Origin of the sequence: Simonsiella muelleri ATCC 29453 (assembly GCF_002951835.1) — a bacterium.
GTDB classification, from domain to species: Bacteria; Pseudomonadota; Gammaproteobacteria; order Burkholderiales; family Neisseriaceae; genus Simonsiella; species Simonsiella muelleri.
The window spans coordinates 1119571-1144890 of sequence record NZ_CP019448.1 but is presented as its reverse complement, the minus strand read 5'-3'; the positions used below and the strand labels follow the sequence as shown (position 1 = coordinate 1144890).

The 25320-nt window shown below is 41.5% G+C and carries 28 protein-coding genes and 1 pseudogene; 18 read left to right on the top strand and 11 right to left on the bottom strand.

Features of this window, described 5'->3' with window-relative positions; all coding sequences use genetic code 11:
* Positions 1–217 precede the first annotated feature (217 nt).
* The 3 genes from BWP33_RS13220 to BWP33_RS05530 all read left to right on the top strand — a co-directional run bounded on the left by BWP33_RS13220 (position 218) and on the right by BWP33_RS05530 (position 2371).
* Positions 218–1138 (top strand): flavin prenyltransferase UbiX, encoded by a 921-nt coding sequence (locus BWP33_RS13220; protein ID WP_002641970.1) that lies wholly within the window; start codon positions 218–220, stop codon positions 1136–1138.
* A gap of 386 nt (positions 1139–1524) precedes the next feature.
* A complete protein-coding gene (locus BWP33_RS05535; protein WP_155999555.1) occupies positions 1525–2019 on the top strand; it encodes a hypothetical protein in 495 nt (164 codons plus the stop codon).
* A gap of 64 nt (positions 2020–2083) precedes the next feature.
* Positions 2084–2371, top strand: a complete 288-nt coding sequence (locus BWP33_RS05530) for a hypothetical protein (protein WP_002641972.1) — start codon at positions 2084–2086, stop codon at positions 2369–2371.
* A gap of 105 nt (positions 2372–2476) precedes the next feature.
* Here the strand turns inward: BWP33_RS05530 and BWP33_RS05525 are convergent, their stop codons facing one another.
* Together BWP33_RS05525 and BWP33_RS05520 are read right to left on the bottom strand one after the other, a co-directional pair.
* A complete protein-coding gene (locus tag BWP33_RS05525; protein ID WP_040629027.1) occupies positions 2477–3310 on the bottom strand; it encodes a DsbC family protein in 834 nt (277 codons plus the stop codon).
* Positions 3311–3502: 192 nt separating this feature from the next.
* Entirely contained in the window at positions 3503–4660 is a 1158-nt protein-coding gene (locus tag BWP33_RS05520; RefSeq protein WP_002641974.1) for a D-alanyl-D-alanine carboxypeptidase family protein, read from the bottom strand.
* A 118-nt stretch (positions 4661–4778) separates the two neighbouring features.
* On the opposite strand from BWP33_RS05520, the gene BWP33_RS12330 reads away from it, so the two are divergent.
* From BWP33_RS12330 to BWP33_RS05505, 4 genes are all read left to right on the top strand, one after another.
* Positions 4779–5042, top strand: a complete 264-nt coding sequence (locus BWP33_RS12330; protein ID WP_155999563.1) for a hypothetical protein — start codon at positions 4779–4781, stop codon at positions 5040–5042.
* A complete protein-coding gene (gene ppk1, locus BWP33_RS05515; protein WP_002641975.1) occupies positions 4997–7063 on the top strand; it encodes a polyphosphate kinase 1 in 2067 nt (688 codons plus the stop codon). Before BWP33_RS12330 ends, ppk1 begins: the two co-directional genes overlap by 46 nt.
* 264 nt (positions 7064–7327) lie before the next feature.
* Positions 7328–7936 (top strand): CDP-alcohol phosphatidyltransferase family protein, encoded by a 609-nt coding sequence (locus BWP33_RS05510; protein ID WP_002641976.1) that lies wholly within the window; start codon positions 7328–7330, stop codon positions 7934–7936.
* 120 nt (positions 7937–8056) lie between these two features.
* The gene (locus BWP33_RS05505; protein WP_002641977.1) at positions 8057–8602 is read left to right on the top strand and encodes a nitroreductase family protein; all 546 of its coding nucleotides are present in this window, start codon (positions 8057–8059) and stop codon (positions 8600–8602) included.
* Position 8603: 1 nt separating this feature from the next.
* Here the strand turns inward: BWP33_RS05505 and BWP33_RS05500 are convergent, their stop codons facing one another.
* The 3 genes from BWP33_RS05500 to lptM all read right to left on the bottom strand — a co-directional run bounded on the left by BWP33_RS05500 (position 8604) and on the right by lptM (position 10866).
* A complete protein-coding gene (locus tag BWP33_RS05500) occupies positions 8604–9311 on the bottom strand; it encodes a hypothetical protein (RefSeq protein WP_002641978.1) in 708 nt (235 codons plus the stop codon).
* 161 nt (positions 9312–9472) lie between these two features.
* A complete protein-coding gene (gene lysA / locus BWP33_RS05495) occupies positions 9473–10693 on the bottom strand; it encodes a diaminopimelate decarboxylase (protein WP_002641979.1) in 1221 nt (406 codons plus the stop codon).
* Complete coding sequence (gene lptM / locus BWP33_RS05490) at positions 10693–10866, bottom strand: LPS translocon maturation chaperone LptM (RefSeq protein WP_002641980.1); 174 nt, start codon at positions 10864–10866, stop codon at positions 10693–10695. Before lptM ends, lysA begins: the two co-directional genes overlap by 1 nt.
* A gap of 94 nt (positions 10867–10960) precedes the next feature.
* Between lptM and cyaY the strand changes: the two genes are divergently transcribed.
* The 3 genes from cyaY (at position 10961) to asd (ending at position 12863) form a co-directional block, all read left to right on the top strand.
* Positions 10961–11275 (top strand): iron donor protein CyaY, encoded by a 315-nt coding sequence (gene cyaY, locus BWP33_RS05485; protein WP_002641981.1) that lies wholly within the window; start codon positions 10961–10963, stop codon positions 11273–11275.
* 76 nt (positions 11276–11351) lie between these two features.
* The gene (locus BWP33_RS05480) at positions 11352–11903 is read left to right on the top strand and encodes a tetratricopeptide repeat protein (RefSeq protein ID WP_002641982.1); all 552 of its coding nucleotides are present in this window, start codon (positions 11352–11354) and stop codon (positions 11901–11903) included.
* A gap of 63 nt (positions 11904–11966) precedes the next feature.
* Positions 11967–12863: an archaetidylserine decarboxylase gene (gene asd, locus BWP33_RS05475; protein ID WP_002641983.1), complete on the top strand. Its 897-nt coding sequence runs from the start codon at positions 11967–11969 to the stop codon at positions 12861–12863.
* Positions 12864–13147: 284 nt separating this feature from the next.
* Here asd and argG read toward each other — a convergent pair whose 3' ends face one another.
* The 3 genes from argG to msrAB all read right to left on the bottom strand — a co-directional run bounded on the left by argG (position 13148) and on the right by msrAB (position 16568).
* Positions 13148–14482: an argininosuccinate synthase gene (argG, locus tag BWP33_RS05470; RefSeq protein WP_002641984.1), complete on the bottom strand. Its 1335-nt coding sequence runs from the start codon at positions 14480–14482 to the stop codon at positions 13148–13150.
* A gap of 159 nt (positions 14483–14641) precedes the next feature.
* Entirely contained in the window at positions 14642–14776 is a 135-nt protein-coding gene (locus tag BWP33_RS12915) for an IS1/IS1595 family N-terminal zinc-binding domain-containing protein (RefSeq protein ID WP_425319629.1), read from the bottom strand.
* Positions 14777–15020: 244 nt separating this feature from the next.
* Positions 15021–16568: a bifunctional peptide-methionine (S)-S-oxide reductase MsrA/peptide-methionine (R)-S-oxide reductase MsrB gene (gene msrAB / locus BWP33_RS05465; RefSeq protein WP_002641985.1), complete on the bottom strand. Its 1548-nt coding sequence runs from the start codon at positions 16566–16568 to the stop codon at positions 15021–15023.
* Between the two features lie 540 nt (positions 16569–17108).
* Between msrAB and BWP33_RS05460 the strand changes: the two genes are divergently transcribed.
* From BWP33_RS05460 to hpaR, 6 genes and pseudogenes are all read left to right on the top strand, one after another.
* Positions 17109–17672, top strand: coding sequence for a tetratricopeptide repeat protein (locus tag BWP33_RS05460; protein WP_002641987.1), 564 nt, complete (start codon positions 17109–17111; stop codon positions 17670–17672).
* Complete coding sequence (locus BWP33_RS05455; protein WP_002641988.1) at positions 17669–18319, top strand: hypothetical protein; 651 nt, start codon at positions 17669–17671, stop codon at positions 18317–18319. The genes BWP33_RS05460 and BWP33_RS05455 overlap by 4 nt, the downstream gene beginning before the upstream one ends.
* 3 nt (positions 18320–18322) lie before the next feature.
* The gene (locus BWP33_RS05450; RefSeq protein ID WP_002641989.1) at positions 18323–18751 is read left to right on the top strand and encodes an effector binding domain-containing protein; all 429 of its coding nucleotides are present in this window, start codon (positions 18323–18325) and stop codon (positions 18749–18751) included.
* 18 nt (positions 18752–18769) lie between these two features.
* On the top strand, positions 18770–19507 hold the full coding sequence (locus tag BWP33_RS05445; RefSeq protein ID WP_002641990.1) for a pseudouridine synthase: 738 nt from the start codon (positions 18770–18772) through the stop codon (positions 19505–19507).
* A 144-nt stretch (positions 19508–19651) separates the two neighbouring features.
* Positions 19652–21078 (top strand): annotated as a pseudogene (gene cysS, locus BWP33_RS05440) (cysteine--tRNA ligase).
* Positions 21079–21278: 200 nt separating this feature from the next.
* Positions 21279–21731, top strand: a complete 453-nt coding sequence (gene hpaR, locus BWP33_RS05435; RefSeq protein WP_002641992.1) for a homoprotocatechuate degradation operon regulator HpaR — start codon at positions 21279–21281, stop codon at positions 21729–21731.
* Positions 21732–21803: 72 nt separating this feature from the next.
* Here hpaR and BWP33_RS05430 read toward each other — a convergent pair whose 3' ends face one another.
* The 3 genes from BWP33_RS05430 to BWP33_RS05420 all read right to left on the bottom strand — a co-directional run bounded on the left by BWP33_RS05430 (position 21804) and on the right by BWP33_RS05420 (position 23556).
* The gene (locus BWP33_RS05430) at positions 21804–22175 is read right to left on the bottom strand and encodes a DUF4870 family protein (RefSeq protein WP_002641993.1); all 372 of its coding nucleotides are present in this window, start codon (positions 22173–22175) and stop codon (positions 21804–21806) included.
* Between the two features lie 40 nt (positions 22176–22215).
* Positions 22216–22971 (bottom strand): IS5 family transposase, encoded by a 756-nt coding sequence (locus tag BWP33_RS05425; protein WP_002641156.1) that lies wholly within the window; start codon positions 22969–22971, stop codon positions 22216–22218.
* Positions 22972–23073: 102 nt separating this feature from the next.
* Positions 23074–23556 (bottom strand): aminoacyl-tRNA deacylase, encoded by a 483-nt coding sequence (locus BWP33_RS05420; protein ID WP_002641995.1) that lies wholly within the window; start codon positions 23554–23556, stop codon positions 23074–23076.
* A 100-nt stretch (positions 23557–23656) separates the two neighbouring features.
* Here BWP33_RS05420 and BWP33_RS05415 point away from each other — a divergent pair, with 100 nt between their 5' ends.
* Both BWP33_RS05415 and BWP33_RS05410 read left to right on the top strand, forming a co-directional pair.
* Positions 23657–24046, top strand: a complete 390-nt coding sequence (locus tag BWP33_RS05415; protein ID WP_002641996.1) for a RidA family protein — start codon at positions 23657–23659, stop codon at positions 24044–24046.
* Between the two features lie 405 nt (positions 24047–24451).
* Positions 24452–25258 (top strand): RNA methyltransferase, encoded by an 807-nt coding sequence (locus tag BWP33_RS05410; protein ID WP_002641997.1) that lies wholly within the window; start codon positions 24452–24454, stop codon positions 25256–25258.
* Positions 25259–25320 lie beyond the last annotated feature (62 nt).

The following is a 25320-nucleotide window of genomic DNA, read 5'->3' as shown; positions in this document are numbered from 1 at the left end:
GATTTGCCTATTTTACAAGAGATAATACCTATTTTTTAATAAAAATAAACCCATTAAAAAGAAATAATGTATAATTAAAATAGTTAGTAAAACCGCATATTTTACTAATTACCCTATCATTTTTTTGATATGGTTTTCATGTTTTTATTAGTTTAATCATTTTATTTTAATTAAATATCTAAATATTTGAAAATAAAATATATTTTAGGAGACTGCAATGTCAAATATTCAAGATAATCGTTTTGTCAATTTTGAAAAATTAATTCGTGAAGCAGGTGGCGTGGCTAAATTAGCGCGTCAATGTGGTTACGATAAACCAGCCTACCTCTATCAAGTACGCGCCAAAACCGTCAAACCAAACGGCAGCCAATTGCAAATCGGCGACCGTATGGCTGCTAAATTGGAAAAAGGCATGAACAAACCCGCAGGTTGGTTGGATTTAGACCACAGCCAAACCCCAGACATCATGCCCATGAAAATGAGCAAATCTTCAGGCAGCCTGAAAAAACAACAAAAATCAAATAATAATCAACACAATATTGAAACCATCACGTTAGCCTTCACGGGTGCATCTGGTATGCCGTATGGTATGCGTTTACTGGAAGAATTGCTCAAAGCAGGCAAACAGATTTGGTTGGTGTATTCGCAAGCAGCGCAAGTGGTGGCAATGCAGGAAATGAATTTGCAATTACCCACGTTGCCCGCAGATGCACAAAAATTATTGTGTGAAAAATACGGCGTTTCGCCTGAACAATTGCGTGTTTTTGGGCGCGAAGAGTGGTTTGCGCCAGTTGCGTCAGGTAACAGCGCGGCTGATGCGATGGTGATTTGCCCAGCCAGCATGGGGACAGTGGCAGCAATCGCGCATGGTTTGTCGGATAATTTGTTGGAACGCGCGGCAGATGTATCCATTAAAGAAAAACGCCCTGTTATTATTGTGCCACGCGAGACGCCTTTGTCTGTGATTCATTTGGAAAATTTGCTGAAATTAGCTCAAGCAGGCTGCACCATTATGCCACCAGCTGCAGGATTTTACTATCGCCCCAAAACCATTGATGATATGGTGAATTTTGTTGTGGCGAAGATTTTGGATCAATTGCATATTCCGCATCAATTGACCACAAAATGGGGAGAATAAAGTGGAAGGTTTATATGAATTGGTTGCGCTATTGCTGAGATTTGTGCAATGGCTGACGAATTTATTTAAATAATTTCCATTTAAAATAAATACTTAGACTGCCTGAAAAAATATTGGTGTTTTTAGGCAGTTTAATTTCTTGACACAAGTAGATTATTATACGTAATATTACGTTTGTATTTCCCTTTCTTTTGTTGGATTTTCCATGAAACAGATTCACACTCACGCTTATTATTGGTATCGCATCAAGGTGCGGTATGATTTTGTGTGCGTGTAAACTTTCGTTTCATAGTCCTTTCAACCGCCCCAAGTATTTTGTGGCGGTCTTTTTTTTGATGTTATTCTCGGGCTGCCATTGTACATATTTTAAAATGAACAGGAGCAACATGATGAATACATTAGCCAAAATTCAAACTATTCCCACCCCAAATTTACGCCGTTTCTGTTTGATGACCAACGGTAATGGTCATCGTCCTGATTTATTGATGGATTTTTTTGAACATGACAATTTGTTGCAAGAAGCGATGCTGCCTGAAATTCGTACCATTGCCACACTGATTGCCGCCCAACGCCACGATTTTAGCCAGCCCAGCCCCACGCATTTCACAGAAGAAGCCGATTGGTTTGCGGCACGGATTTTGGTCTTGGGCGTGAGATTTTTTCATTTGGAAATCTGTATGTTGCCAACTTTAAGATTGGCTAATCAGCGTGCTGCGGCGTTTGCGAAACAACACGGTTTAGCATTTCAGGCAGCCGAAATTCGTGCCAGTTTGCACAGCAGTCGTCCCGCCAATATGTTATTAATGGAATGCGATTTGATGATGGATACAAAAACAGTGCAATTGTGTAATTTTATACTCAGGAAAGATAGAAAAGGTTAAATTTTTCACTTATTCAATAAAGTGCAGTATAGTGGCGATATAAACATACAGAAAGGAATGTATCATGTTCAAAACCATGATGACCACTACATTTGCCATTTTCGCCATTAGCTTGTCTGCCAGCGCGTTGGCAAAAGACACCGCTCCTGATATTGCTGCCGATAACGCTAATTTGCCCAGCGAATTGACATTTAATATCGCCAAAACCGCCATCGCCATGGGCGTAAAACAGCCCTTGACCATCAATAAAGACGGTAACAACGCCAAAATTTCAGGTAGCAACAGCACTATTTGCACAGCAAAATTGTCTGCTGATGCTGAACCCAAGATGTTGGGTATTTCATGTAAGTAGTTTATTTTTATAAATAAGCTTTCAGGCTGCTCTAATAAAAAATAGGCAGCCTGAAAGTTTTTTTCACATTTTTAAATATGTAAGATTACGAACACAGGTTCTGAATTATTTTTGATTTTGCTTGATGACAATTTCCATTTCAGGCATGGGCAAATAACCACTTTGCGTTTTACCATTTGGAAATACCAAAGTTGGCGTGCCATTGAAACCGAAGCTTTCGCCCAATGCGGTGGTTTCAGCAACTGGGTTAGCGCATTCTGCCACTTTGGGGATGGCTTTACCTTCACGCATCCACGCATTCCACACTTGAGTGCGATTTGGCTGACACCAAATTTGGACAGCTTTACGCGCTGCATCGGCGTGTAATGATGGAATAGGCATCATGAAATTGTAGATGGTAACATTGGTCATTTTTGCCAATTCGCGTTCCAAGCGTTTGCAATATGGGCAATCAGGGTCGGAAAATACCGCCACTTTCAATGCACCATTGCCACGAACTTCTTTAATGGCTTTATCAAATGGCAATGCGTTGAAATCCACTTGATTTAAAATTGCTTTACGTTCTTCGGTCAAGCTACGCCCTTCTTTGGTGGCAATTAAATCACCGACCAGCATAAATTGTCCTGTGGCATCAGTGTAGGTAATTTGTTTTCCACTCACGACCACTTCATACAAACCTGTAATGGGCGTGGTGGTAATGCTTAATACTTGTAAATTTTGGCTGGCATAATTAGTTTGCAAGGTTTGGGTAATGGCTTTCGCGACATCAGCAGGGACATTTTTGTCTACTTGCGTATTCACGGGTTTATTAACAGATGAAGAGCTGTTGTTTTCTTTGGTAGCGGCTTGTGCGTTGTTTGTAGCGGGCGTACCACCACAGGCCATAAGTGCCAATGTGATGGCGGGAATCAGAGCTAAAGCGAATTTTTTGGTTTTCATCATGTAATTAAACTATAGAGTTGAAAAGAGTGAATTATCTAATATAAATCGCTGATTATCTATAAAATTTACGCAAATTTAGACGAATCCACTAGCTTTTGCGCTTTTTCGGTGCGATGGAAATTTTCAGGCTGCCTTTAGATATTACAATAAAGGCAGCCTGAAAACAAATTTAGCAAAATTTTATTTTAATTACAATGGCATTTGATTCACAACCGTACTCAATTCACGCGCATCACGAACTCGGCTGCTGCTGGTTGACGAACCCAATACCACAATCACCACTGGTTGATTACCCAATCTCGCTTGCAAGACCATAGAGCGACCTGCTTCTTTGATGTAGCCTGTTTTTTGTAAACTGATGTCCCAATCACCTTCACGTACTAGAGCATTGGTGTTTTTATAGGTTTGGGTTTTGCCTGCGCTGGTGTACACTTGTCCGTAGTTTGATGTGGTTAAACTGCGAATTTGTGGGTATTTACTGGCAGCGCGTACCATCACGCTCAAATCGCGTGCGGTGGAGACGTTGCGTGGGTCTAAGCCAGTTGGCTCAAAGAAACGGCTTTTGTTCATACCCAAACTTTGCGCTTTGGCGTTCATGGCTGCCACAAATGCGCCCATACCTCCTGGATAAGTACGCGCTAAAGCGTGAATGGCGCGGTTTTCGCTGCTCATCAAACCCAAATGCAGCAATTCACCACGTGTTAAAGTCGTGCCGATAGACAAGCGACTGCCTGTGCCTTTTAGTCGGTCAATTTCATCTTCGGTAATGGTAATGTCTTCATACATATTCAATTTTGCATCAAGCAATACCATTGCTGACATTAATTTGGAGATGGACGCAATAGATCGCACAGTATCTACATTTTTTTGATACAAAATTTTACCGGTGTTGGCATTCATTACCAATGCTGAACGTGCGTTCAACAAAGGCGTGTAAGCAAATGATGATGCAGCAAAATTAGGAGTGGTGGTTGTGGTGTTGCTGATGGGGGCAACGTTTTGGTTACTGGCACGATTGATGAAATCATATTGAGCATTTTGCTGCTGAAATTGACCCGTAACTGGCATAATATTGCCCGAAGTTGCATTCACGCCATTGCTGATTTGAGTTAAATTGCCATTGGTGGCGGGCGCTGGACGATTGGCAAAATTGGCAATCGGATCATCGCTGTTGGTGGTTGGCACGGCGGTTGTTGGCACGTTGAGAGGATTGCTAGGGTTGCTGAAATTTTGTTCTAAAAATTGCCCCAATGAATCATCAACGGCGGTTTCGGCATAGCTTGGGGAAATGAAACCAATAGTTAAAGCAGTTAAAATTAAATTGCGATGAAATTTTTTCATGGTCATGTAGTCGTATCCTTAACAAAATAAAATCAGAAAGTATTCAAAATAGAAAAAAATGGAATGCTTTGTTATTTAAAGCGAAACTTTATCAAACCAATCATAACACTTCTAAAAGCGACTTGTGAATAAAATTGCCAAAACCAGATGGATTTTTACATTTTTATGTTATTCAGGCAGCCTGAATGTGGGTTTTGATGTGCAATCATGCTACACTTTCGCTTGCCAAAATTTGGTCTGCAAAATGTCATTGTTTCGTGTACTTTTCAGGCAGCCTGAAAAAATACGCCCAGCGAAATTACCAAATCATCAAATCATTCATTCATCATACAAGGAAGAAGTATGCCAACCTCATCACAAATTTTTTGTCGTGAATCCAGTTTGTTAGCATTTAATCGCCGTGTATTGGCGCAAGCGGAAGACGTGAATGTGCCATTATTGGAGCGGTTGCGCTTTGTGTGTATCGTGTCGTCTAATTTGGACGAATTTTTTGAAGTTCGCATGGCATATTTGAAACGCGAAGGGCGTAACAATCCCAGCACCGTGTTTGATTCAGGGCGCACACCTGCCGAAACCATTACGCAAGTCGCTGCTGAAGCCCGCGATTTGATTCAGCAACAATATGAAATTTTAAATCAAAAAGTGCTGCCTGAATTAGCAGATACTGGTATTCATTTTTATCGCCGCCATAATTGGACACCGCAACAGCATGAATGGATTGAAAATTATTTTAATCGTGAATTGTTGCCGTTGCTTACGCCAATTGGTTTGGACGCTTCACACCCATTTCCACGTTTGTTGAATAAGTCTTTGAATTTTGTTGTGGAATTAGACGGAAAAGACGCGTTTGGGCGTGAATCGAGCATGGCAATTGTACAAGCACCACGCATTTTACCGCGCGTGGTCAAGCTGCCTGAAGAATTATGTGGTGGAGCAGATGGATTTGTGTTTTTATCATCCATTTTGCATGAATATGTGTATAAATTATTTCGTGGTATGAAAGTAAAATCGTGCCATCAATTTCGTTTGACGCGAGACAGCGATTTAACGGTGGAAGACGATGAATTCAATAATTTAACCAATTTGCGTACCGTGATTCAATCTGAATTGCATGACCGCGATTTTGGTGTGGCGGTACGCTTGGAAGTCGCCGACAATTGTCCAAATGAAATCACGCAATTTTTATTGGCGCGATTTGATTTGACGGAAAACGAGTTGTATCGCGTCAATGGCCCTGTGAATTTGGTGCGTTTGATGGCGGTGCCTGATATGGTAGAACGCCCAGAATTGAAATTTCCATCGGTTAAACAAAATTATCCGACGGAATTTCGCAAAGTGGATTCCTTGTTGAATGTGATTCGCCAAAAAGATGTCTTGCTGCATCACCCTTACCAATCGTTTGAACCTGTGGTGCGGTTTATTCAGGAAGCTGCACATGATCCCGATGTGGTCGCCATCAAAATGACCATTTATCGCACAGGGACGCATTCGGAACTGGCACAGGCGTTATTGATTGCCGCTCAAGCGGGTAAATTGGTTACGGTGGTGGTGGAATTGATGGCGCGATTTGATGAAGCCAATAACGTCAAATGGGCGCGGCGTTTGGAAGAGGCAGGGGCGCACGTTGTGTATGGTGTGTTTGGCTACAAGGTTCACGCCAAAATGGCGTTGGTGATTCGCCGTGAAGAAGGCAGCCTGAAAATGTATGCGCATTTGGGTACGGGTAATTATCATCAAGGCACGTCGCGGATTTACACCGATTTTGGTTTGTTGACAGCGCAACGTGATATTACGCGTGATGTGAATAATTTGTTTATGGAAATTACAGGGTTGGGGCAAGCGAATAAATTAAAGAAATTGCATCAAAGCCCATTCACATTACACAAAATGTTGCTGAATAAAATTGACCGCGAAATCGCCCATGCCCAAGCTGGGAAACCCGCCAAAATCATCGCCAAAATGAATTCGCTGGTTGAACCGAGTTTAATTGATGCGCTGTATCGGGCATCGGCAGCTGGTGTGCAAATTGATTTGATTGTGCGTGGAATGTGTGCGTTGCGTCCGCAAGTAGCTGGCTTGTCGGAGAATATTCGAGTTCGTTCTATTATTGGGCGGTTGCTGGAACATTCGCGCGTGTACTATTTTTATCATGATGGTGCAGAAGAGGTATACATTTCCAGTGCAGATTGGATGGGGCGTAACTGTTTCAGGCGGATTGAAGTCGCCACGCCGATTGAAGATATGGCATTGAAAAAACGCGTGATTGAAGAAAGTTTGCAATTGGCGTTAGCGGACAACGTGAAAGCGTGGGAAATGCATGGTGATGGCAGCTACACACGCATTCACGCAGCCGATGGCGAAACCGTTGTATCATTGCAAGATTCGTTATTGCAAAAATACGATTGCTGATGTTTTGATGTTTCCATGCCACAGTGGCTAATCATGGCGGCATCTGCACCCAATTGACTGCTTTCATTTGAATGTCCTTAACTATTTAAAATAAATGGTCAATTGGTTTTCAGGTAGCCTTATTAAACTCAATAAAATTGTTATTTGGTAAAAACTTTGACCAAATTCCTCTCGTGTTACACGCAAATTTGATGACCATGATGGTATGTTTTTGGGGATGTCATGGGCTTGTGTTATCATTAGGTTATTTTTTAAGGGTTTATTATGTTAAGTTTATATGAATTGAAACCGCAATTTCAGGCAGCCTTGCGTCCATTGGCACAAAAATGCGCTGCGCATGGGATTACCGCCAATCAAATTACATGGGTCGCTATGGCATTATCTGTTTTGGTAGGTGGATTTTTAACGTTATTTTCCAAAACAGCGTGGTTGTTTTGGTTGTTACCATTGACTTTTTTGGTGCGAATGGTGCTTAATGCGTTGGACGGAATGTTGGCGCGTGAATTCATGCAAGAATCGGCATTAGGCGGTTATTTGAATGAAGCTGGCGATGTGGTTTCTGATGCGGCGTTGTATTTGCCATTGGCGTTTGTGTTGAGTGGATTCCAAATGGGTGTGTTTATTTGGTTGGCGGCTTTGACGGAGATTTTTGGTTTGTTGGGTAAAATTCACGGATTCAATGGCAGACGTTACGATGGACCTATGGGTAAAAGTGATAGAGCTTTATTTATCAGTGTGTTGGCGATTTGGTACGCGCTTGCAGGCAGCCTGAATGGTTGGGCGAGTTTGTTGGTGTGGTTGGCAATTTTGGCGATGGGTTTTACTTGTTGGCAACGCCTGAACAATGGTTTACGCGCTTGGGCAAAACCGTAAGACGCTTCATGCTGCCTGAAATAAACTTCATCATTGAAAAATAAAACCCAAAAATATTTTTTAAACCACCTTGTTTTTATTTTAAAATCAAAATAATACAAAAAAATTAGGATATTCATAATGGAAATTTTAGATTTATTGACTACACGCCGATCCAGCAAAAATTTAACCACGCCTGCGCCCGATGAATTGCAAATTGAAACAATGCTTCAAGCTGCAACGCAAGTCCCAGACCACGGCGATTTAAAACCATGGCGATTTGTGGTTATTCAAAGCGAATCAGGTAATCAGCGTTTCCGCCAAATCTTGCGCGATACCGTAACCACGCTCAACATGGGCGAAGAAGCCATGAAAAAAGCCGAACATACAGGCAATCTCGCCCCCTTAACCATCGCTGTCATCGCCACACCCAAAACGGGAAAACCTGAATGGGAACAACATTTAAGTGCTGGTTGCGCGGCTTATGCCATTCAATTAGCAGCAAAAGCGCAAGGTTTTGATAGTGCTTGGTTATCGGGTTTGTGGGTAAATTCGCCTATCTTGAAACAAGAATTTGAATGCCAAGAGAAAGATAAAATCATTGCTTTATTGATGATTGGCACAGCATCGCCTAATCCAGATGCGCCCAAAAATACTGACATTACTCCATTTACAACTTATTGGTAATTTATAAAATATGTTGCCACAACGCTGGATTATCGTCTAACAAATCGGGGGTGGTATCAGAATAAGCGTAGTGCACGTCAGTTTGATTCGCATCAAATGATGCATCGTAGTTGGACGCATCAAATTGAGTCAATACATTTTCTGTTACAGATAAATCGGTTGTATTTTGTTCAGGTTGAATTTGAGAATCGGCTTGTGGTGTGGGTTCGGGTTCGGTGGCAGTCGGATTTTTTGCGACCGAGTATCGCGTAACCAATGCGTGCGGCTTAGGAAAAGCAGGCTGCAGCGTAACCAAATTTTCCGAATCATCATAATTATCATGCTGTTGTGAATCGTCTCGCTCACGCGACCAACCCACTGCCGCCAAACCAGCCACAGCCATGCCCCCTACAATCTGCCACGCTATGTGCGATTCGGTACGGACAGGTTCGGCGACTGCTTGGGGTGATTGCAATTCATTTGAAATCAATGGCATAGCTGGAACATCTTGAGAATTGACATCACTGGCAAAAGGCGCAAGCATGTTCTCAATAAACAGCCACATTCCTGAATTTTCGTCTTCTGCTGCGGCTTCGTAGATGGTTGTGCCATCAGGATTAACAATCAAAATATACGCGGCATCATCTGGATTTGCCAACACAACGGTTCGGTCGCCGTCTAATTGCTGGTCAAGCTGCTCTTGAATGATGTCTTCTGCAAAAGTGGTCATGGTTTTCCTTAGGCAGTTTTTCAGGCTGCCTGACAACTAAATGTGTTACAAAACGCTATATTGTGCGTGAAATTATCATTTTTCTCAAGTAAAAATGCTTAAATTATCAATTAATAGCGATTTAATCCAAATTTGTTTTCTGGCAACCTGCAAAATAGACATCACAAAAATTTCATTTCTAAGCGCATCACATCTTCTAGTGTTTCGCGCTGACGGATTTCACGCACCTTGTCGCCTGACACCAATACTTCCGCCGCCCGACAACGCGTGTTGTAGTTGCTTGCCATGCTTGCACCGTAAGCACCTGCGCTGTGTACCAGCAATAAATCACCTGCTTCAGCAGCAATTTGGCGATTTTGGGCTAAAAAATCACCCGTTTCGCAAATTGGCCCGACAATATCCGCCAATATTTCAGGCTGCTTATTTTTCTCTGCATTTTCAATATGATGGTAAGCTTGATACAAAGCGGGGCGCATCAAATCGTTCATGGCAGCATCTACAATCACAAAATTTTTCTCTTCGCCTTGTTTGACAAACTCCACGCGAGTCAAAAGCGTGCCAGCATTGCCCACCAAACTGCGCCCCGGTTCCAACACCAAATCCAATTTTCGCCCTGCCAACAAATTTTGCACTGCTTGAGCATATTCATTTAAATTAGGGATGGGTTCGTTGTGGTACACGATGCCTACGCCACCACCTAAATCAATGTGTTCCAATTCAATGCCTTGCGCGGACAATTTATCCACCAACATCAATAATCGCTGACACGCTTCCACTAATGGCGATAAATCAATCAGTTGTGAACCAATGTGGCAATCAATTCCCATGATTTTTAAATGAGATTGGTTGGCTGCGTATTGGTAGGCTTGTTCTGCTTGCGACATGGCGATGCCGAATTTATTGGCTTTTAGACCTGTGGAGATGTAAGGGTGGGTTTTCGCGTCCACATCTGGATTAATACGCAATGAAATGGGCGCAATTTTTCCCATTTGTTCAGCAACTTGGTTGATGCGGTCTAATTCGGGCAAACTTTCTACGTTGAAACATTTGATGCCAGCATTTAACGCAAAAGCAATTTCAGCCACACTTTTGCCCACACCTGAAAAAATAATTTTCTTAGCTGCTCCGCCTGCTGCCAATACTCGCGCAATTTCGCCACCCGATACCGTATCAAAACCACTGCCTAATTCGGAAAAGTGTTTGATAATACTTAAATTACTATTGGCTTTGACTGCGTAACAAATTAAAGGCTGGCTGCCTGAAAACGCCATTTCATAAGCACGAAATGCGTTTGTGAGCGCGTTTTCACTATACACATATAATGGCGTACCAAAATGTTCAGCTAAATAAGAATAAGCAATATTTTCACAAAATTGAGTCATTATGGTTTCTCTAAAGGTTTAGGTTGGCTGGCGGCGACAGGTAGGGTCAATTCCAATCCTGTTTGAATCACACCAAATTGATTTTTATCGTCTGGTTTAGGTAAATATAAATCGCCTTTGTAACCACACGCCGTGAGTGCAAATAGCGCAATCAATGAATAATATTTTTTCATACAATGACATTTCAAAATTAAAAAGTTTTCAGGCAGCCTGAAAACTGGCAAAATAGGATTATCTTAAAATATGTTTACTTTGGGAATACACAACATGACAGAAACCGAATTTTTGCAACATTCCGATGAATTATTTGCTTATATTGAAGATGCTTTGGACGATTATGATTTTGATTGCACACGCGCTGGTAATGTATTAACAATTGAAGCAGACGATGGCACACAAATCATTGTCAATCGCCACACGCCTAACCAAGAATTGTGGATTGCCGCCAAAAGTGGCGGTTATCATTTTGCGCATAAAAATGGACAGTGGCTCGCCACGCGTGATGGCAGCGAATTTTTTAACGTGTTAAATCAAGTATTAACCGAAGCAGCAGACGAAACGATTAACATGACACGTTTTTGATTTGATGTGAATCTAATCATCAAATCATTCTTTCAGGCAGCCTGAAAAATATTTTATTCATAAACAAGGAATCATTATGTCCGAAAAAACTCAAGATGCAGGTTTACTCGCTTACGAAAACGGCGATTACACCACCGCATTCAATGAGTGGCTAGCACTTGCCGAAGCCGATAATGCCCAAGCTTGCCACAACATCGCCATGCTCTACGAATCAGGACAAGGCATAGAACAAAATCCAGAATTGGCACAATTATGGTGCGAAAAAGCCGCCAAATTGGGGCTTGTTACCGCGCAACATCATTTGGGTTATATGTTGTTGGAAAGCGACCCGATTGCAGCGTTGCATCATTGGCAAAAAGCCGCTGAACAAGGTTTGGCTGATGCGCAATATGATTTGGGAACGCAATATATGCTCGGTGAAGTGATTCCGCAAAACAACGACACCGCCGCCGATTGGTACGAAGAAGCTGCCATGCAAGGACACGTCAGCGCACAATTTAATTTGGGCGTACTTTATGCGAATGCCGAACAATACGCCAATGCTCGCCATTGGTGGGAACAGGCAGCCCAAGCTGGACATGAAAACGCCAAATTCAATTTAACACGTTTAAGTGAAATGGGTTATTGATTGTTCAGGCTGCCTGAAAGACTTATTGAATATAATTAACTGATTTTTAGGAAAATAAATTTCATGAATTTAAAACCGTATCCGAAACCCACTTGCAGTCAACGCATCAAAATTGCGTTTCACTATTTGTTGCCACAATTGGCCATCACACGTGCTGCGGGTTGGTTTGCGGAAAAAAAATGGGGTGATTTCACGCATTTTGTCATTAAACAGTTTGCTAATCATTACCGTATTAATTGGCAAGAAGCTAAAAAATCTCAACCGAATGATTTTGAAACATTTAATCAATTTTTCATGCGTGAATTAAAAGCTGATGCGCGTCCGATTGTTTCAGGCAGCCACGAATTAGCGTTGCCCGCAGATGGTTGTGTGAGTGAAAGCGGCAACATTGACGATAATCGCTTGATTCAAGCTAAAGGGCATTTGTTCACATTAGAAGACTTGCTTGCTGGCGACACCAAATTAGCCGAACAATTCAAAAATGGTGTATTTCTAACCACTTATTTATCACCCCGTGATTATCATCGGGTGCATATGCCTTGTGCTGGAACGTTGCGAAAAATGATTTATGTACCAGGTGAATTGTTTTCGGTAAATCCGTTTTTGGCGCAACACATTCCAAATTTATTTGCGCGAAATGAACGCGTGATTTGTGTATTTGACACAGAATTTGGGGCAATGGTACAAATTTTGGTGGGCGCGACCGTTACCGCGAGCATGAGTACAATATGGCATGGGGTGATTAATCCACCACGTCCGAATCGTGTACAGGTTTGGGAATATCCGACTGATGGGGCGGGCATGATTCGCTTGGCAAAAGGCGCAGAAATGGGCGCATTCCGTTTGGGTTCTACGGTTGTGAATGTATTTCCAACGCAAAAAATTTCACTAAATGCCAATTTGGTCACTGGTACGCCGACCAAAATGGGGGAGTTATTGGGAACGTATTCAACAAAATAAATGAATAAAATGATTTTCAGGCAGTTTGGGGAGATTTCTTTGCAATCGCTCTACGGTTTGGCAAAGATTTCAGGCTGCCTGAAACTTTAGAACCTGTATTTTCTTTTATATGAGAATATGGTGGCATACTGAAAATGAATTGTTTTTTCAGGCAGCCTGAGACCTTTGCAAAACCTCTGAATTTACAAATTTCAAAAAAATAACCAATTGAAATTTTAGAAACTTATTTTTTTACAACTGTCAAAAAATGAGGTTTTGCAAATGTTTCAGCCTAAATATTCAAATCAATTATCTAATTGTGGGATAACTGAACTTTTTCCCAGTTGTACCAAACCTGTTTGTGCGTAAATGCCCAATTTATTGCGCGTATCGGAGATGTCCAAATTGCGCATGGTCAATTGTCCAATGCGGTCAGCTGGTGTAAACGGCGCGTTTTCCACTTTTTCCATTGAAAGACGTTCTGGCGCGTAAGTGAGATTAGGCGATTCGGTATTCAAAATAGAATAATCATTGCCACGGCGCAATTCTAATGCTACTTCGCCTGTAATTGCTTTAGCGACCCAGCGTTGTGCGGTTTCGCGCAACATCAAAGCTTGGCTATCAAACCAACGACCTTGATACAACAAACGCCCCAAACGCAAGCCGTTGATGCGGTATTGTTCAATGGTGTCTTCGTTGTGAATGCCTGTTACCAAACGCTCGTAGGCAATGTGGAATAACGCCATCGCTGGGGCTTCGTAAATACCGCGCGATTTGGCTTCAATAATACGGTTTTCAATTTGGTCGGACATACCCAAACCGTGTCGTCCGCCGATTTTATTCGCTTCTAAGAATAAATCCACAGGGTTGGCATATTCCACGTCATTTAGCGCAACGGGTACGCCTTCTTCAAAACGAACGGTTACGGTTTCAGGCAGCACGGTTACATTTTCGTCCCAAAATGCCACGCCCATAATCGGTTTCACAATTTTGATGCCACTATTTAAAAATTCCAAATCTTTGGCTTCATGTGTTGCGCCCAACATATTGGAATCGGTGGAATAGGCTTTTTCTACCGACATTTTGTAATCAAATCCATTGGCAATCAAAAATTCAGACATTTCTTGGCGGCCACCCAGTTCGTCAATAAATTGTTGGTCTAACCAAGGCTTGTAAATTTTTAATGCTGGATTGGTCAATAAGCCATATCGGTAAAAACGTTCAATGTCGTTGCCTTTGTAGGTTGAACCGTCGCCCCAAATGTGTACATCATCTTGCTTCATTGCTGCAACGAGCATGGTGCCTGTTACGGCGCGACCCAGTGGCGTGGTGTTGAAATACGGCATTCCGCCCGTAGAAACGTGAAACGCGCCGCATTGAATGGCGGCGATGCCTTCGTGTGCCAATTGTGTCCGACAATCAATTAATCGTGCTTCTTGTGCGCCGTATTTTTTGGCTTTTTCGGGAATGGCGTTGTAGTCGTCTTCATCGGGTTGACCGAGATTGGCGGTGTAGGCGTAAGGGTTTGCGCCTTTCAATTTCATCCACAACAGGGCAGCTGATGTATCCAACCCCCCAGAAAAGGCGATACCGACTTTTTGTCCGACTGGGAGATTTTGTAAAATGGTGGCGTTGCTCATTTGCATCATTCCTTTTGTTAAAAAATGAAAAATTGGATTATAGCCCAAAACCGTTTTCAGGCAGCTAGAAACCTTTGCAAAACCTTCAAAAACGAAAATTTTATTTAATTGATATTTATATTTTAATTTATAACATTGATTAAGAACCTGTATTCATAGCTAAGTGAGATGATGGTCGCCAATGAAACGCCTTGTACAATCTTTGCAAGCATAACGTTGTTTTTGATTGTCATCAGAGCCATTTTTCTTGTATCCTTTGCAGCGTGGACAATAAACGGTAATTTGTGTATGCACAACTCAAATATCCTTGTTCTCGCTGTTTTTTGTTTGAAATTTTTTATGGCACCTTTTTCAGGACACCACCACAAATATTAGAACCTGTATTCGTAAGATTGATAATTTGATTTTATTGACCATTTTTGCGAATACAAGACGGCTTTTTCAGCCAACGCAATAGAAATATAATAAAGTAGCGATAAAAGCAAGCTATTCAGATTATGAACACAGGTTCTTATTTTTAAACGACTATGAATGACAACTATTCATTCACTTTATTCTTCCATGCGCCGTATCCCAATTTATCCATTTGTTCCAATGGAATAAATTTCAAACTTGCGCCGTTGATGCAATAACGTAAACCACCTTTTTCTTTTGGTCCATCAGGGAATACATGTCCCAAATGTGAATGCGCTAATTGGCTACGCACTTCCACGCGGTGCATATTGTAGCTGTGGTCAGCATGTTCGGTAATCACATTATTATCAATAGGTTTGGTGAAACTAGGCCAGCCGCAGCCTGATTGAAATTTGTCTCGAGAACTGAATAATGGTTGTCCGCTGACTACATCTACATAAATCCCTTTGTCAAATAAATCATCGTATTGATGGCTAAACGCTTGTTCGGTCGCGGCGTGTTGGGTGATTTCATATTGTTCGGCCGTCAGCATTTGGCGTAATTGGCTGTCGCTGGGTTGATGATAGTTTTGGGCATCAAACGGTTTAACGGTTTTATTAGGCAAAGGTTCATCTGCACGGCGAATATCAATATGACAATAACCATTTGGATTTTTCAGTAAATAATCTTGATGATATTCTTCGGCGCGATAAAAATGACGCAAGGGTACATTTTCTACCACAATTTTTTGTGTGTATTTTGCTTGCTCTTGTTGTAAAACTTCAGCGATGACAGCTTGTTCTTTAGGGTCTGTGAAATATACGCCGCTACGGTATTGCTCACCACGGTCGTTGCCTTGTTGGTTTAAACTGGTGGGATTCACTACGCGCAAGTAGTAATGCAAAATATCGGGTAAACTCAATTTATCAGTATCATAGGTAATTTGCACGGTTTCGGCATGCCCTGAATGGCGATGAGACACATCTTCATAAGTCGGATTTTGAGTATTGCCATTGGCGTAGCCTGAAACAGCATCAATCACGCCATCAATGCGTTGAAAATAGGCTTCCAATCCCCAAAAACAGCCGCCTGCAAGATAAATTGTATGGGTATTCATGGTTTTTCCTCGTTGATTGGGTTGAGAAAAGGAGGTTTTGGTAGCGCGTAAATCGGCTTGTGGATTCTCTAGCAAGGCTAATAATTGTGTGTCGTTGAGACTGCCTTTGACTACGCGTACAACTTTGCCATTTGCGTCCAATAATGCCCAAGTGGGGTAAACTTGAACCCCCATTTGTTTCGCAAGCGTGCCACCATCATTCAATAGTACTGGCAAATTGGGATAATTTAATCCCTTGAACCATTGGGAAAAAGCAGGCGTAGACTGCTCACTCAAAAAGTTAGGCGATGCAACAGTAATGAGATTAACATTGGCAAAGCGTGGGTCTTTTGTCATGTCTTCGGTGTGTGCCAATTCACTCAAACACAACGGACACCAGCTTGCCCAAAATTTAATTAAAGTAGGACGATGATTTTTCATCAATTGCGCATTTGTTTTGCCGTGCAATTCGGGGAGTGTGGCAATGAGTTGCGTGGTGGGTGATGTTGTGGCGGGCGCAATTTGGCTTTGTGGTGTGCACGCAATTTGCAGGCAGCCTGCGAACACAAAAACCATGTATTTTATTTGATTTTTCATATTCTTGCCTTTGTATAACAAATTTTCTTGTTATGTTGTTTCACAGTGTTTTATGGTTCTTTAAAATTAAGAACCTGTATTCACAGTCAACATGAAATGTATTTTTGCTCCATTTGGTTCGAATGTAAAGCTAATTTTATGCCAATAGTGTTCGTATTGGCATGAAATTCAACGCAGCAGACGTGCCAAATGGGACAAAAAGACATGGCACTTGGCTGTAATACAGGTTCTAAGAACACGACTGGGTTATCCGCCCCCTTTATATAGTAGATGTACATAGACGCTCCCCTTGCGCCATTTTTATTTTAAACAGCTGTACAATATTAATACCAAAACACTCTTTCAAAAACTGGGTGTTTATTTTCAGTTTTACCAACTCTTTGAATCAAATCATCTAAATTAATCAAGCTATCTGAAAATTTTTTTGTCGTGTACTAAAAAAACTAATTATATTACAATTATTTGTTTGAATCATAATCGTAAATACACAAAATCATCAATGAATCCAAGCCAATAATTTACGTAACCAAAGGAATTTTCATGAGTTTTAATAAAATCATCTTATCTATTTTATTATCGGTGGCATTGGGTGTTCAGGCAGCACCACACACCAGCGCGAAAAATCAAGCCATTTATTCACAAGCCATCGCTGCTGTACAACAAAAAAATTTTGCCAAAGCCTTACAATTGCTCCAACCGCTTGCCAATCAAGGTGATGCAGTCGCACAAAATAACATCGCTGTGTTGTACGAAGAAGGTTTAGGCGTATCACGCAGCGATAAAGAAGCCCTAAAATGGTACAAAAAAGCCGCACAACAAGGTCAAGCCGAAGCCCAATTTATGGTTGGTTTGTTCCATGCCGAAGGTCGTGGCACCACGCAAAATTATCAACAAGCGTTTGAGTGGTACAGTAAAGCCGCCAAACAGGGACACGCAGATGCCCAAAATAACCTTGCCATGCGCTATGCCAGTGGCACAGGCGTGAAACAAAATGTGAAATTGGCAAAATTTTGGTTTGCTAAAGCCGCTGCCAACGGCAATACCACCGCCGCACAATCTTTGCGTGAACTCAATGCATTGCAACAATCGGGTAAAATCAAATGATGTTTGGGCTGTCTTTGGAATCTTGGGTGATTGGATTGATGTTGAGTGCATTTTTTTGGCAAACAGGACGACATCAGCAATTTCAATGGCTATGGTTTGCGGTGGTGTTGTGGTTAGTTTTGGGGATTTTTTCGGCGCGATTATTGCCTAATGTGTTGGGCATTACACGGATTCCCAATTTATTTATTGTGCATTTTTATATGTTTATGGGCAGTGTATTTTTTTTCATCAACAGCAGCAAAAGGCAGCCTGAAAAATCAGATAGCGCGCGTATTCTCACTTGGCAAAATCCTGAAGCAGGCAATTGGCTGACGACTTTCGCGGTATCGGGTGCAGTGATGCACGCTGCATTTTTGTTATTGTGTGTGCTGGTCTGGTTACAATATCCGCGCGGTTATACGGCGATGCTGCCTGCACAATTATTAAAATTGTACGCACTTGACCCTGTTTATTGGTTCAGCATTCAATTATTAATGATGCTGTTGTTTGCGGTACACCGTTTGATGTTGCGTCAACCTGTATATGTGTTTAGTTTTGGGCAAATTCAGGGGGGATTTTTGTTGGCGTTGATATTATTTTTCTTGTACATTACCAATGTGTATCAATATATTATGCCATTAATTTATTATTTTTTTCTGAAAGGTTGATGAATGGAGTTTGCAACTTTACCGATTTTTCGTGTGATGGGAATCAGCCAAACGGTAGTACGAACCGATGCCATAACAACCGCACAACAGCTGCAGCAACAATGGTTGGCATCACCTCCACACATGGCGGGATTCAGCCAAACTTTGTATTGTGTTTACCAATATCCTGATGAAAATAAAGTAAAAATAACATTAGGCAAATTGGTCGCGAATGATGCAACGCTGCCTGAAAATTTATCTGATGCGTGGATTGCACCCCAAAATTATGCAGTATTTACCATGACATCAAACGCGCCTGAAACGTGGCTACATATTCAACAGCAGCCTGAATTAAATCGCCGTTTTCATGCGGATTTTGAGACATATCCTCATTATGGTGCTGCCAAAATTTATGTCGGACTGGTGGGCGATGTGCGAATTATTGAAGAATAAAATAAATAGGTAATTAAAATGACTGAAATCCAACCCATACGCCTATCCAAACGCATGGCAGAATTGAAAATGTGTTCACGCCGTGAAGCCGACCATTATATTGAACAAGGTTGGGTTAAAGTTAATGGCGTGGTGGCGGTGTTGGGACAAAAAGTTGTACCAACCGACCGCATTGATTTGGACAAAATCGCGCATCAACAGCAAGCCCAACGCGTTACCATATTATTGAATAAACCTGTGGGTTTTGTGAGTGGGCAACCTGAAAAAGACTACCGCGCCGCCATTGAGCTGATTGCTGCTGATAATCATTGGAACGGTGATACCAGTAAAATCCCCTTTCATCCCAAACAATTAAAAGGACTTGCGCCTGCTGGACGATTGGATATTGACTCCGTTGGCTTACTTGTTTTGACGCAAGATGGGCGCATCGCCAAACAACTGATAGGCGAACACAGCGACAGTGAAAAAGAATATTTGGTACGCGTAAAAGGCAATTTGATCGAAAACGGTTTGGCATTACTCAATCATGGTTTGAGTTTGGATGGCGAAAAATTGCGCCCCGCCAAAGTAGAATGGCAAAACGAAGATCAATTGCGTTTCGTTCTCAAACAAGGCAAAAAACGCCAAATCCGCCGAATGTGTGAATTAGTCGGTTTGCGCGTAGTGGGTTTGAAACGAATTCGTATCGGCAAAGTGAAATTAGGGGCATTACCCGTTGGACAATGGCGGTATTTGGGTGCAAACGAGCGGTTTTGATTTTCAGACTGCCTTTGTTATAATCCTTTAATTTACCTTTAAAAATATGATTATGTTATTCCTATTTTTGAATTGACAATGCTGTTATTCTCCATCAGGTATTTTTCAGAATACTCTATTTAACTTAAGCAAGAAAGTATAGAAATGTTATATTTGTATAACACACTCACGCGCCAAAAAGAAAGATTTGAACCGATTGACCCGAAAAATGTACGCATGTACGTTTGTGGCATGACAGTGTACGATTACTGCCATTTAGGGCATGCGCGTGTTTTGGTGGTATTTGACATGATTGCGCGTTGGTTGCGCCAACATGGCTATCCATTAACTTACGTTCGCAACATTACCGATATTGACGACAAAATCATCGCTCGTGCTAATCAAAATGGTGAGACGATTCAGCAACTTACTGAACGCTTTATTCAAGCGATGAACGAAGATAGTCAAGCTCTTGGCGTGTTGCGCCCAGACATTGAACCCAAAGCCACTGAACACATTGCCCAAATGATTCAAATGATTGAAAAATTAATTGAAAATGGCAAGGCTTATCCTGCTGAAAATGGTGATGTTTATTATGCTGTGCGCGAATTTGATGCCTACGGACAACTTTCAGGCAAATCACTAGATGATTTACGCGCAGGTGAACGCGTGGAAGTAGACGGTTTCAAACGCGACCCATTGGACTTCGTATTGTGGAAAGCCGCCAAACCCGAAGAACCCTCTTGGGCAAGCCCTTGGGGAACGGTCGTCCTGGTTGGCACATTGAATGTTCGGCAATGGGCGGCGAATTATTCGGGCAAACCTTTGATATTCACGGTGGTGGCGCGGATTTACAATTTCCGCATCACGAAAACGAAATCGCCCAAAGTTGTGGTGCCAATGGCGGTTTGTGTGGGCACAATAAACCTGTTTCAGGCAGCCTGAAAAAAATTGACAGCCATGTAAAATATTGGTTACACAACGGATTTATTCGTGTGGACAACGAAAAAATGTCTAAATCGCTGGGCAATTTTTTCACCATTCGTGATGTGTTGAAAAAATATCAACCTGAAGTAGTGCGTTTTTTCATTCTTCGCGCCCATTATCGCAGTCCATTGAATTATTCAGATGCGCATTTGGACGATGCCAAAAATTCGTTGACGCGTTTGTATAATACCTTGAATAATGTAAAACCGATTGAATTTAAATTAGATTCAAATGGCAACAACAATGACTACACACACAAATTTTTCAATGCCATGAACGACGATTTTGGCACAGCCGAAGCCGTTTCCGTGTTGTTTGAAATCGCCAATGAAGCCAATAAAAATGACAGCGCAGAACTTTCAGGCTGCCTAAAAACTTTGGGTGGCGTGTTGGGTTTATTGCAAGACAACCCCGAACAATTCTTGCAAGGTGGCAACAACGTAGACGGCTTATCCGCTGATGAAATCAATAAGTTGATTTCTCAACGAAAAATTGCTCGTGAAACCAAAAATTGGGCAGAATCTGACCGAATCCGCGACATTCTTGCCGAACACAAAATCCAAGTAAAAGACAGCGCAGACGGCACAACTTGGACACGTGGTTGATTTTTTTCAGGCAGCTTTCTATTTTGTGATGAAAAGGCTGCCTGAAAATTTTTTGATATTTATCAATATTAATGTTAAAAATAATTAAAACTTCTTTAAACTACTGACAGCTACGCATGAAAAGACTAAAATATTTGAAAATACGCTATCAATATAAATAGGATAAAACGTCCTATCTTCTATCTAAATTGGAGAATCAAATGACTGAAGCAACACAACAACAATTAACATTGAATATTTTGTTGGTGCAAGCGCGTGATGCAGTGGTGTCATATTATCGTCCTGTGCTGAATCAAGCTGGCATTACCGAGCAACAGTGGCGTATTATTCGTTTGTTGTCGCAACATGGCACACTGGATTTTCAAGAATTATCGCAACAGACATCTATTTTGCGTCCAAGTTTAACAGGCATTTTGACGCGTTTAGAAAAATTAGAGTTGGTGATGCGTTTGAAACCCGCCAGTGACCAACGTCGCGTATTTTTGAAATTAACAGAAAACGGTCTTCAATTATTTGAACGCATTTCCTTATTGATGGACGAACAAACCCAACAATTAGAAAACGATTTTTCTGGCAAAAAATTGCAGCAGTTGGAAAATTTGTTAAAAGAACTATCCAATTTGAATCAACAAAATGCTAATGAAGCAGAATAAATCATTTGAATAATCATCCTCAGGCTGCCTTGATATTGATTTCAGGCAGCCTTAAAATTTATTTACCAAAAATCAAGGCAATTCCAGCCACAATTTGGGATTCACTCCCTGATATTGCCAAATGCGCCACGCCCCGAACGCGCTGCGATACGCAAACCATACTCCTATTAATGTCAGCGTTACAAGCCCTAAACCGAATAATAAAATCAATGGGATACTTATCACAAACACCAACAACGATACCCAGAATGTACGAATAATGTATGCCACGTGGTCGCGGTACACACTGTCTTCCCACTCACTTTGTTTCACATACGCCAAAATCACCGCCACAATCGGTGTGATGAAAATTGTGAAAAAATATGCACCATTTAATGCGTACATAATCAATAAATAATTCCGTGCTTTTTCATCAATGCGAGAAATCGGTGTTTGTTTGTTCATATGTTATTCTTTCTATTTTTAGGGGCTAATGACATTTTAGCTATAATTTCAACCAAATCAAAGCACAAGCTAATGATACAGTACTTTCATAATTACGTTTTAATTTATCGTACCGTGTTGCCAGCGCACGAAAATGCTTTAATCGCGCAAAAGCGTTTTCTACCAAGTGCCTGATTTTATATAAATACCAATCTGTGCCCACATTAAGATGTTCTCTATTTTTCTTATATGGAATATTGGCTTTACTTTGTTTAGACTGAATTAACCGACGAAAAGTATCACTGTCAAAACCCCTATCAGCACACACGGTTTCATTATCACTTAAATCCAATTGTGCCAATAAATCAGGCGCAACAACAATATCATTTACATTACCAGCTGTAATGATAAATTCAATTGGATTACCACAAGCATCAACCGCTAAATGAATTTTAGACGTATGACCACCGATACTCTTACCAACAGCTTGATGCGTAATGGATTGTTTACCCATACCGTGTTGATGAACGCGGATATGGCTACCGTCCATAAAGACCCATTCCATATCGGGTGTATCTACCAAATGTTTGAATAATCGGGTAAAAATACCGCGTTTAGACCAGCGATTGAAACTTTGGTAAAGGCTGTTTGCTTTACCAAAATAACTAGGTATATCAGCCCATTGGCAGCCTGTACGTAAGCGAAATAGGATACCTTCTACTGTTTTGCGTAAATTTTTCTTGCGATAAATGCCAAGCTGTTTCAAAATAGGCAACAGTCTTGACCATGTTTCATTTGTAAGCGTGTTTCGGGACATGGCAAAGGTTTGGGATGGTTGCGTGGAAACAATATCTTAAATCCTTTGCCTCTTTTTTTGAATTGTCATTAGCCCCTAGGCAGCCTGAAAAAATATTGTTAATTAATCTATCGCCACATCAACATTTTGTGGATTCAATGAATGGAGTGCATTGGGCGACACCGCCACCAAAAATCCACGTTTACCGCCATTAATATAAATCACTGGCAAATCCCACACACTGCGTTCCACAAACACAGGCAGTGCGGTTTTTGTGCCAAATGGACTTGTACCGCCCACCAAAAAACCCGTCCAACGAGTCGCTTGATTGGGGTCGGCTGGGTCTATGTGTTTCATGTTGAGTTGACGCGCCAAATTACGTGTAGAAATGTGTTTATCGCCGTGCATTAATACGATTAAGCCTTGTTTTTTATCGTTTTGTAATACGATGGTTTTGATGACGGAGTGTTCATCTACACCCAAACATTCGGCGGAGTGCGCTGTGCCACCGTGTTCTACATAATCATATAAATATGGTTGAAAATCAATATTATGATTGCGAAGAAAACGAATCGCTGCGGTAATGGGATAGTCGGATTTTGCCATACAATACTCTCATAAAAATATAGTGAAGCGAATGAAATTTTAGCATTTTTGTGCGTATAATTGAGTTTTTTACACCGTCTTCATTAACAAGGTTCAAATCATGAGTAAAACCATTATCCATACCGACAAAGCCCCCGCTGCCATCGGTGCGTACAGTCAAGCGGTTCGTGCTGGTAACACGGTTTATTTAAGTGGACAAATTCCCTTGCTGCCTGAAAGCATGACTTTGATTTCTGAAACCGATTTTGCAGAACAAAGCCATCAAGTTTTCAAAAATTTACGTGCAGTTTGCGAAGCCGCAGGTGGCAGCCTGAATGACATCGTGAAAATCAATGCGTATTTGACCGATTTATCGCATTTTGCCACTTTTAATGAAGTGATGGCGCAGTATTTCGCGCAACCTTATCCAGCGCGTGCAGCGGTGGGCGTGATGAGTTTGCCGCGTGGTGCGTTGGTGGAAGCCGAAGCCGTGATGGTTTTGGGCGAATAATTGTTCAGTTTGTACGTCAGAATCATGATTGCTCACGGTTAGGCTGTTTTACCTGTCGTTTAAGAACCCGTATTCACAGCCAAGCGCGATGTCTTTTTGCTCCATTTAGTACGCCTGCTGCGTTGAATTTCACGCCAATAGGAACGCTATTGGCATGAAATTCGCCTGACATTCGTACCAACTGGAACAAAAATCCATTTCACGTTGGCTATGAATACAGGTTCTAAAATAAAAATAGAGCAAGGCAGCTACCGTATACGTTGATATAAAGTGAGCGGATAACGCCATATATTTTTAATTTTAAACGACTATAAATCTTTCAGGCAGCCTGAAAACCACAGAATCACAACATTTTTCACACAAAATGATACAATCGCCTATTCAAATTACAATGCTGATAAAATCATGCCTGCTGTTCCCGATTACTTAGCCAATATTCGCATTATTTTGTCGCGCACCAGCCACCCCGCCAATATTGGTTCGGCAGCGCGTGCCATGAAAACCATGGGTTTGAGTCAACTTGTTTTGGTTGCGCCCAATCTCATGGCAACCCCCATGACCACAGAACCCCCCGAATTTTCCGCCGAACACGCGGATACTTTCAGGCTGCCTGAAGAGAGTTTTATTTTGGCATCGGGGGCGGTTGATATTTTGGAACGCGCCAAAATTGTTGCCACGCTGCCTGAAGCTTTGGTTGGCACAACTTTGAGTTGCGCCCTTACCAGTCGTCGCCGTGAATTAACAGCGCCCTTGCAAACGCCACGCGAACTGACACCGAATTTGCTCGCCGCCGCCCAAGCTGGACAACAAGTTGCGCTGGTGTTTGGGAATGAGACATTTGGTTTAAGTATTGATGAAGTGCAGCACTGTAACCGCTTGATGACGATTGCGGGTAATCCAAATTATTTTTCGTTGAATTTAGCGCAGGCTGTCCAAGTGGTTTGCTATGAATTGTTTAGCCAAGTGAATGCAGACATGAGCCATCTGATTCCCGAACGTCATCTTGCTACTGCCGACCAAGTCTCAGGCATGGTGCAACATCTTGAAAAAGCGATGGAACATTTGGATTTTTTCCATCATCGCAATCAAGAACGCATGATTCGCCGATTACATTCATTGTTTAATCGTGCTGATACGACAACAGAAGATATTGATATATTACGCGGATTTTATAATAAAATTATGCAACAATGTCAAAATGACAACCATTAATAATTAATTGATAAATTTTGCGGGAAAAATTGTCAAATTTTAGGCAGAAACGCGAATCAAAT

Coding starts and splice junctions, on each gene's coding strand:
- BWP33_RS13220 (WP_002641970.1), top strand. CDS start 218: ATGTCAAATATTCAAGATAATCGTTTTGTCAATTTTGAAAAATTAATT.
- BWP33_RS05535 (WP_155999555.1), top strand. CDS start 1,525: ATGATGAATACATTAGCCAAAATTCAAACTATTCCCACCCCAAATTTA.
- BWP33_RS05530 (WP_002641972.1), top strand. CDS start 2,084: ATGTTCAAAACCATGATGACCACTACATTTGCCATTTTCGCCATTAGC.
- BWP33_RS05525 (WP_040629027.1), bottom strand. CDS start 3,310: ATGAAAACCAAAAAATTCGCTTTAGCTCTGATTCCCGCCATCACATTG.
- BWP33_RS05520 (WP_002641974.1), bottom strand. CDS start 4,660: ATGACCATGAAAAAATTTCATCGCAATTTAATTTTAACTGCTTTAACT.
- ppk1 (WP_002641975.1), top strand. CDS start 4,997: ATGCCAACCTCATCACAAATTTTTTGTCGTGAATCCAGTTTGTTAGCA.
- BWP33_RS05510 (WP_002641976.1), top strand. CDS start 7,328: ATGTTAAGTTTATATGAATTGAAACCGCAATTTCAGGCAGCCTTGCGT.
- BWP33_RS05505 (WP_002641977.1), top strand. CDS start 8,057: ATGGAAATTTTAGATTTATTGACTACACGCCGATCCAGCAAAAATTTA.
- BWP33_RS05500 (WP_002641978.1), bottom strand. CDS start 9,311: ATGACCACTTTTGCAGAAGACATCATTCAAGAGCAGCTTGACCAGCAA.
- lysA (WP_002641979.1), bottom strand. CDS start 10,693: ATGACTCAATTTTGTGAAAATATTGCTTATTCTTATTTAGCTGAACAT.
- lptM (WP_002641980.1), bottom strand. CDS start 10,866: ATGAAAAAATATTATTCATTGATTGCGCTATTTGCACTCACGGCGTGT.
- cyaY (WP_002641981.1), top strand. CDS start 10,961: ATGACAGAAACCGAATTTTTGCAACATTCCGATGAATTATTTGCTTAT.
- BWP33_RS05480 (WP_002641982.1), top strand. CDS start 11,352: ATGTCCGAAAAAACTCAAGATGCAGGTTTACTCGCTTACGAAAACGGC.
- asd (WP_002641983.1), top strand. CDS start 11,967: ATGAATTTAAAACCGTATCCGAAACCCACTTGCAGTCAACGCATCAAA.
- argG (WP_002641984.1), bottom strand. CDS start 14,482: ATGAGCAACGCCACCATTTTACAAAATCTCCCAGTCGGACAAAAAGTC.
- msrAB (WP_002641985.1), bottom strand. CDS start 16,568: ATGAAAAATCAAATAAAATACATGGTTTTTGTGTTCGCAGGCTGCCTG.
- BWP33_RS05460 (WP_002641987.1), top strand. CDS start 17,109: ATGAGTTTTAATAAAATCATCTTATCTATTTTATTATCGGTGGCATTG.
- BWP33_RS05455 (WP_002641988.1), top strand. CDS start 17,669: ATGATGTTTGGGCTGTCTTTGGAATCTTGGGTGATTGGATTGATGTTG.
- BWP33_RS05450 (WP_002641989.1), top strand. CDS start 18,323: ATGGAGTTTGCAACTTTACCGATTTTTCGTGTGATGGGAATCAGCCAA.
- BWP33_RS05445 (WP_002641990.1), top strand. CDS start 18,770: ATGACTGAAATCCAACCCATACGCCTATCCAAACGCATGGCAGAATTG.
- hpaR (WP_002641992.1), top strand. CDS start 21,279: ATGACTGAAGCAACACAACAACAATTAACATTGAATATTTTGTTGGTG.
- BWP33_RS05430 (WP_002641993.1), bottom strand. CDS start 22,175: ATGAACAAACAAACACCGATTTCTCGCATTGATGAAAAAGCACGGAAT.
- BWP33_RS05425 (WP_002641156.1), bottom strand. CDS start 22,971: ATGTCCCGAAACACGCTTACAAATGAAACATGGTCAAGACTGTTGCCT.
- BWP33_RS05420 (WP_002641995.1), bottom strand. CDS start 23,556: ATGGCAAAATCCGACTATCCCATTACCGCAGCGATTCGTTTTCTTCGC.
- BWP33_RS05415 (WP_002641996.1), top strand. CDS start 23,657: ATGAGTAAAACCATTATCCATACCGACAAAGCCCCCGCTGCCATCGGT.
- BWP33_RS05410 (WP_002641997.1), top strand. CDS start 24,452: ATGCCTGCTGTTCCCGATTACTTAGCCAATATTCGCATTATTTTGTCG.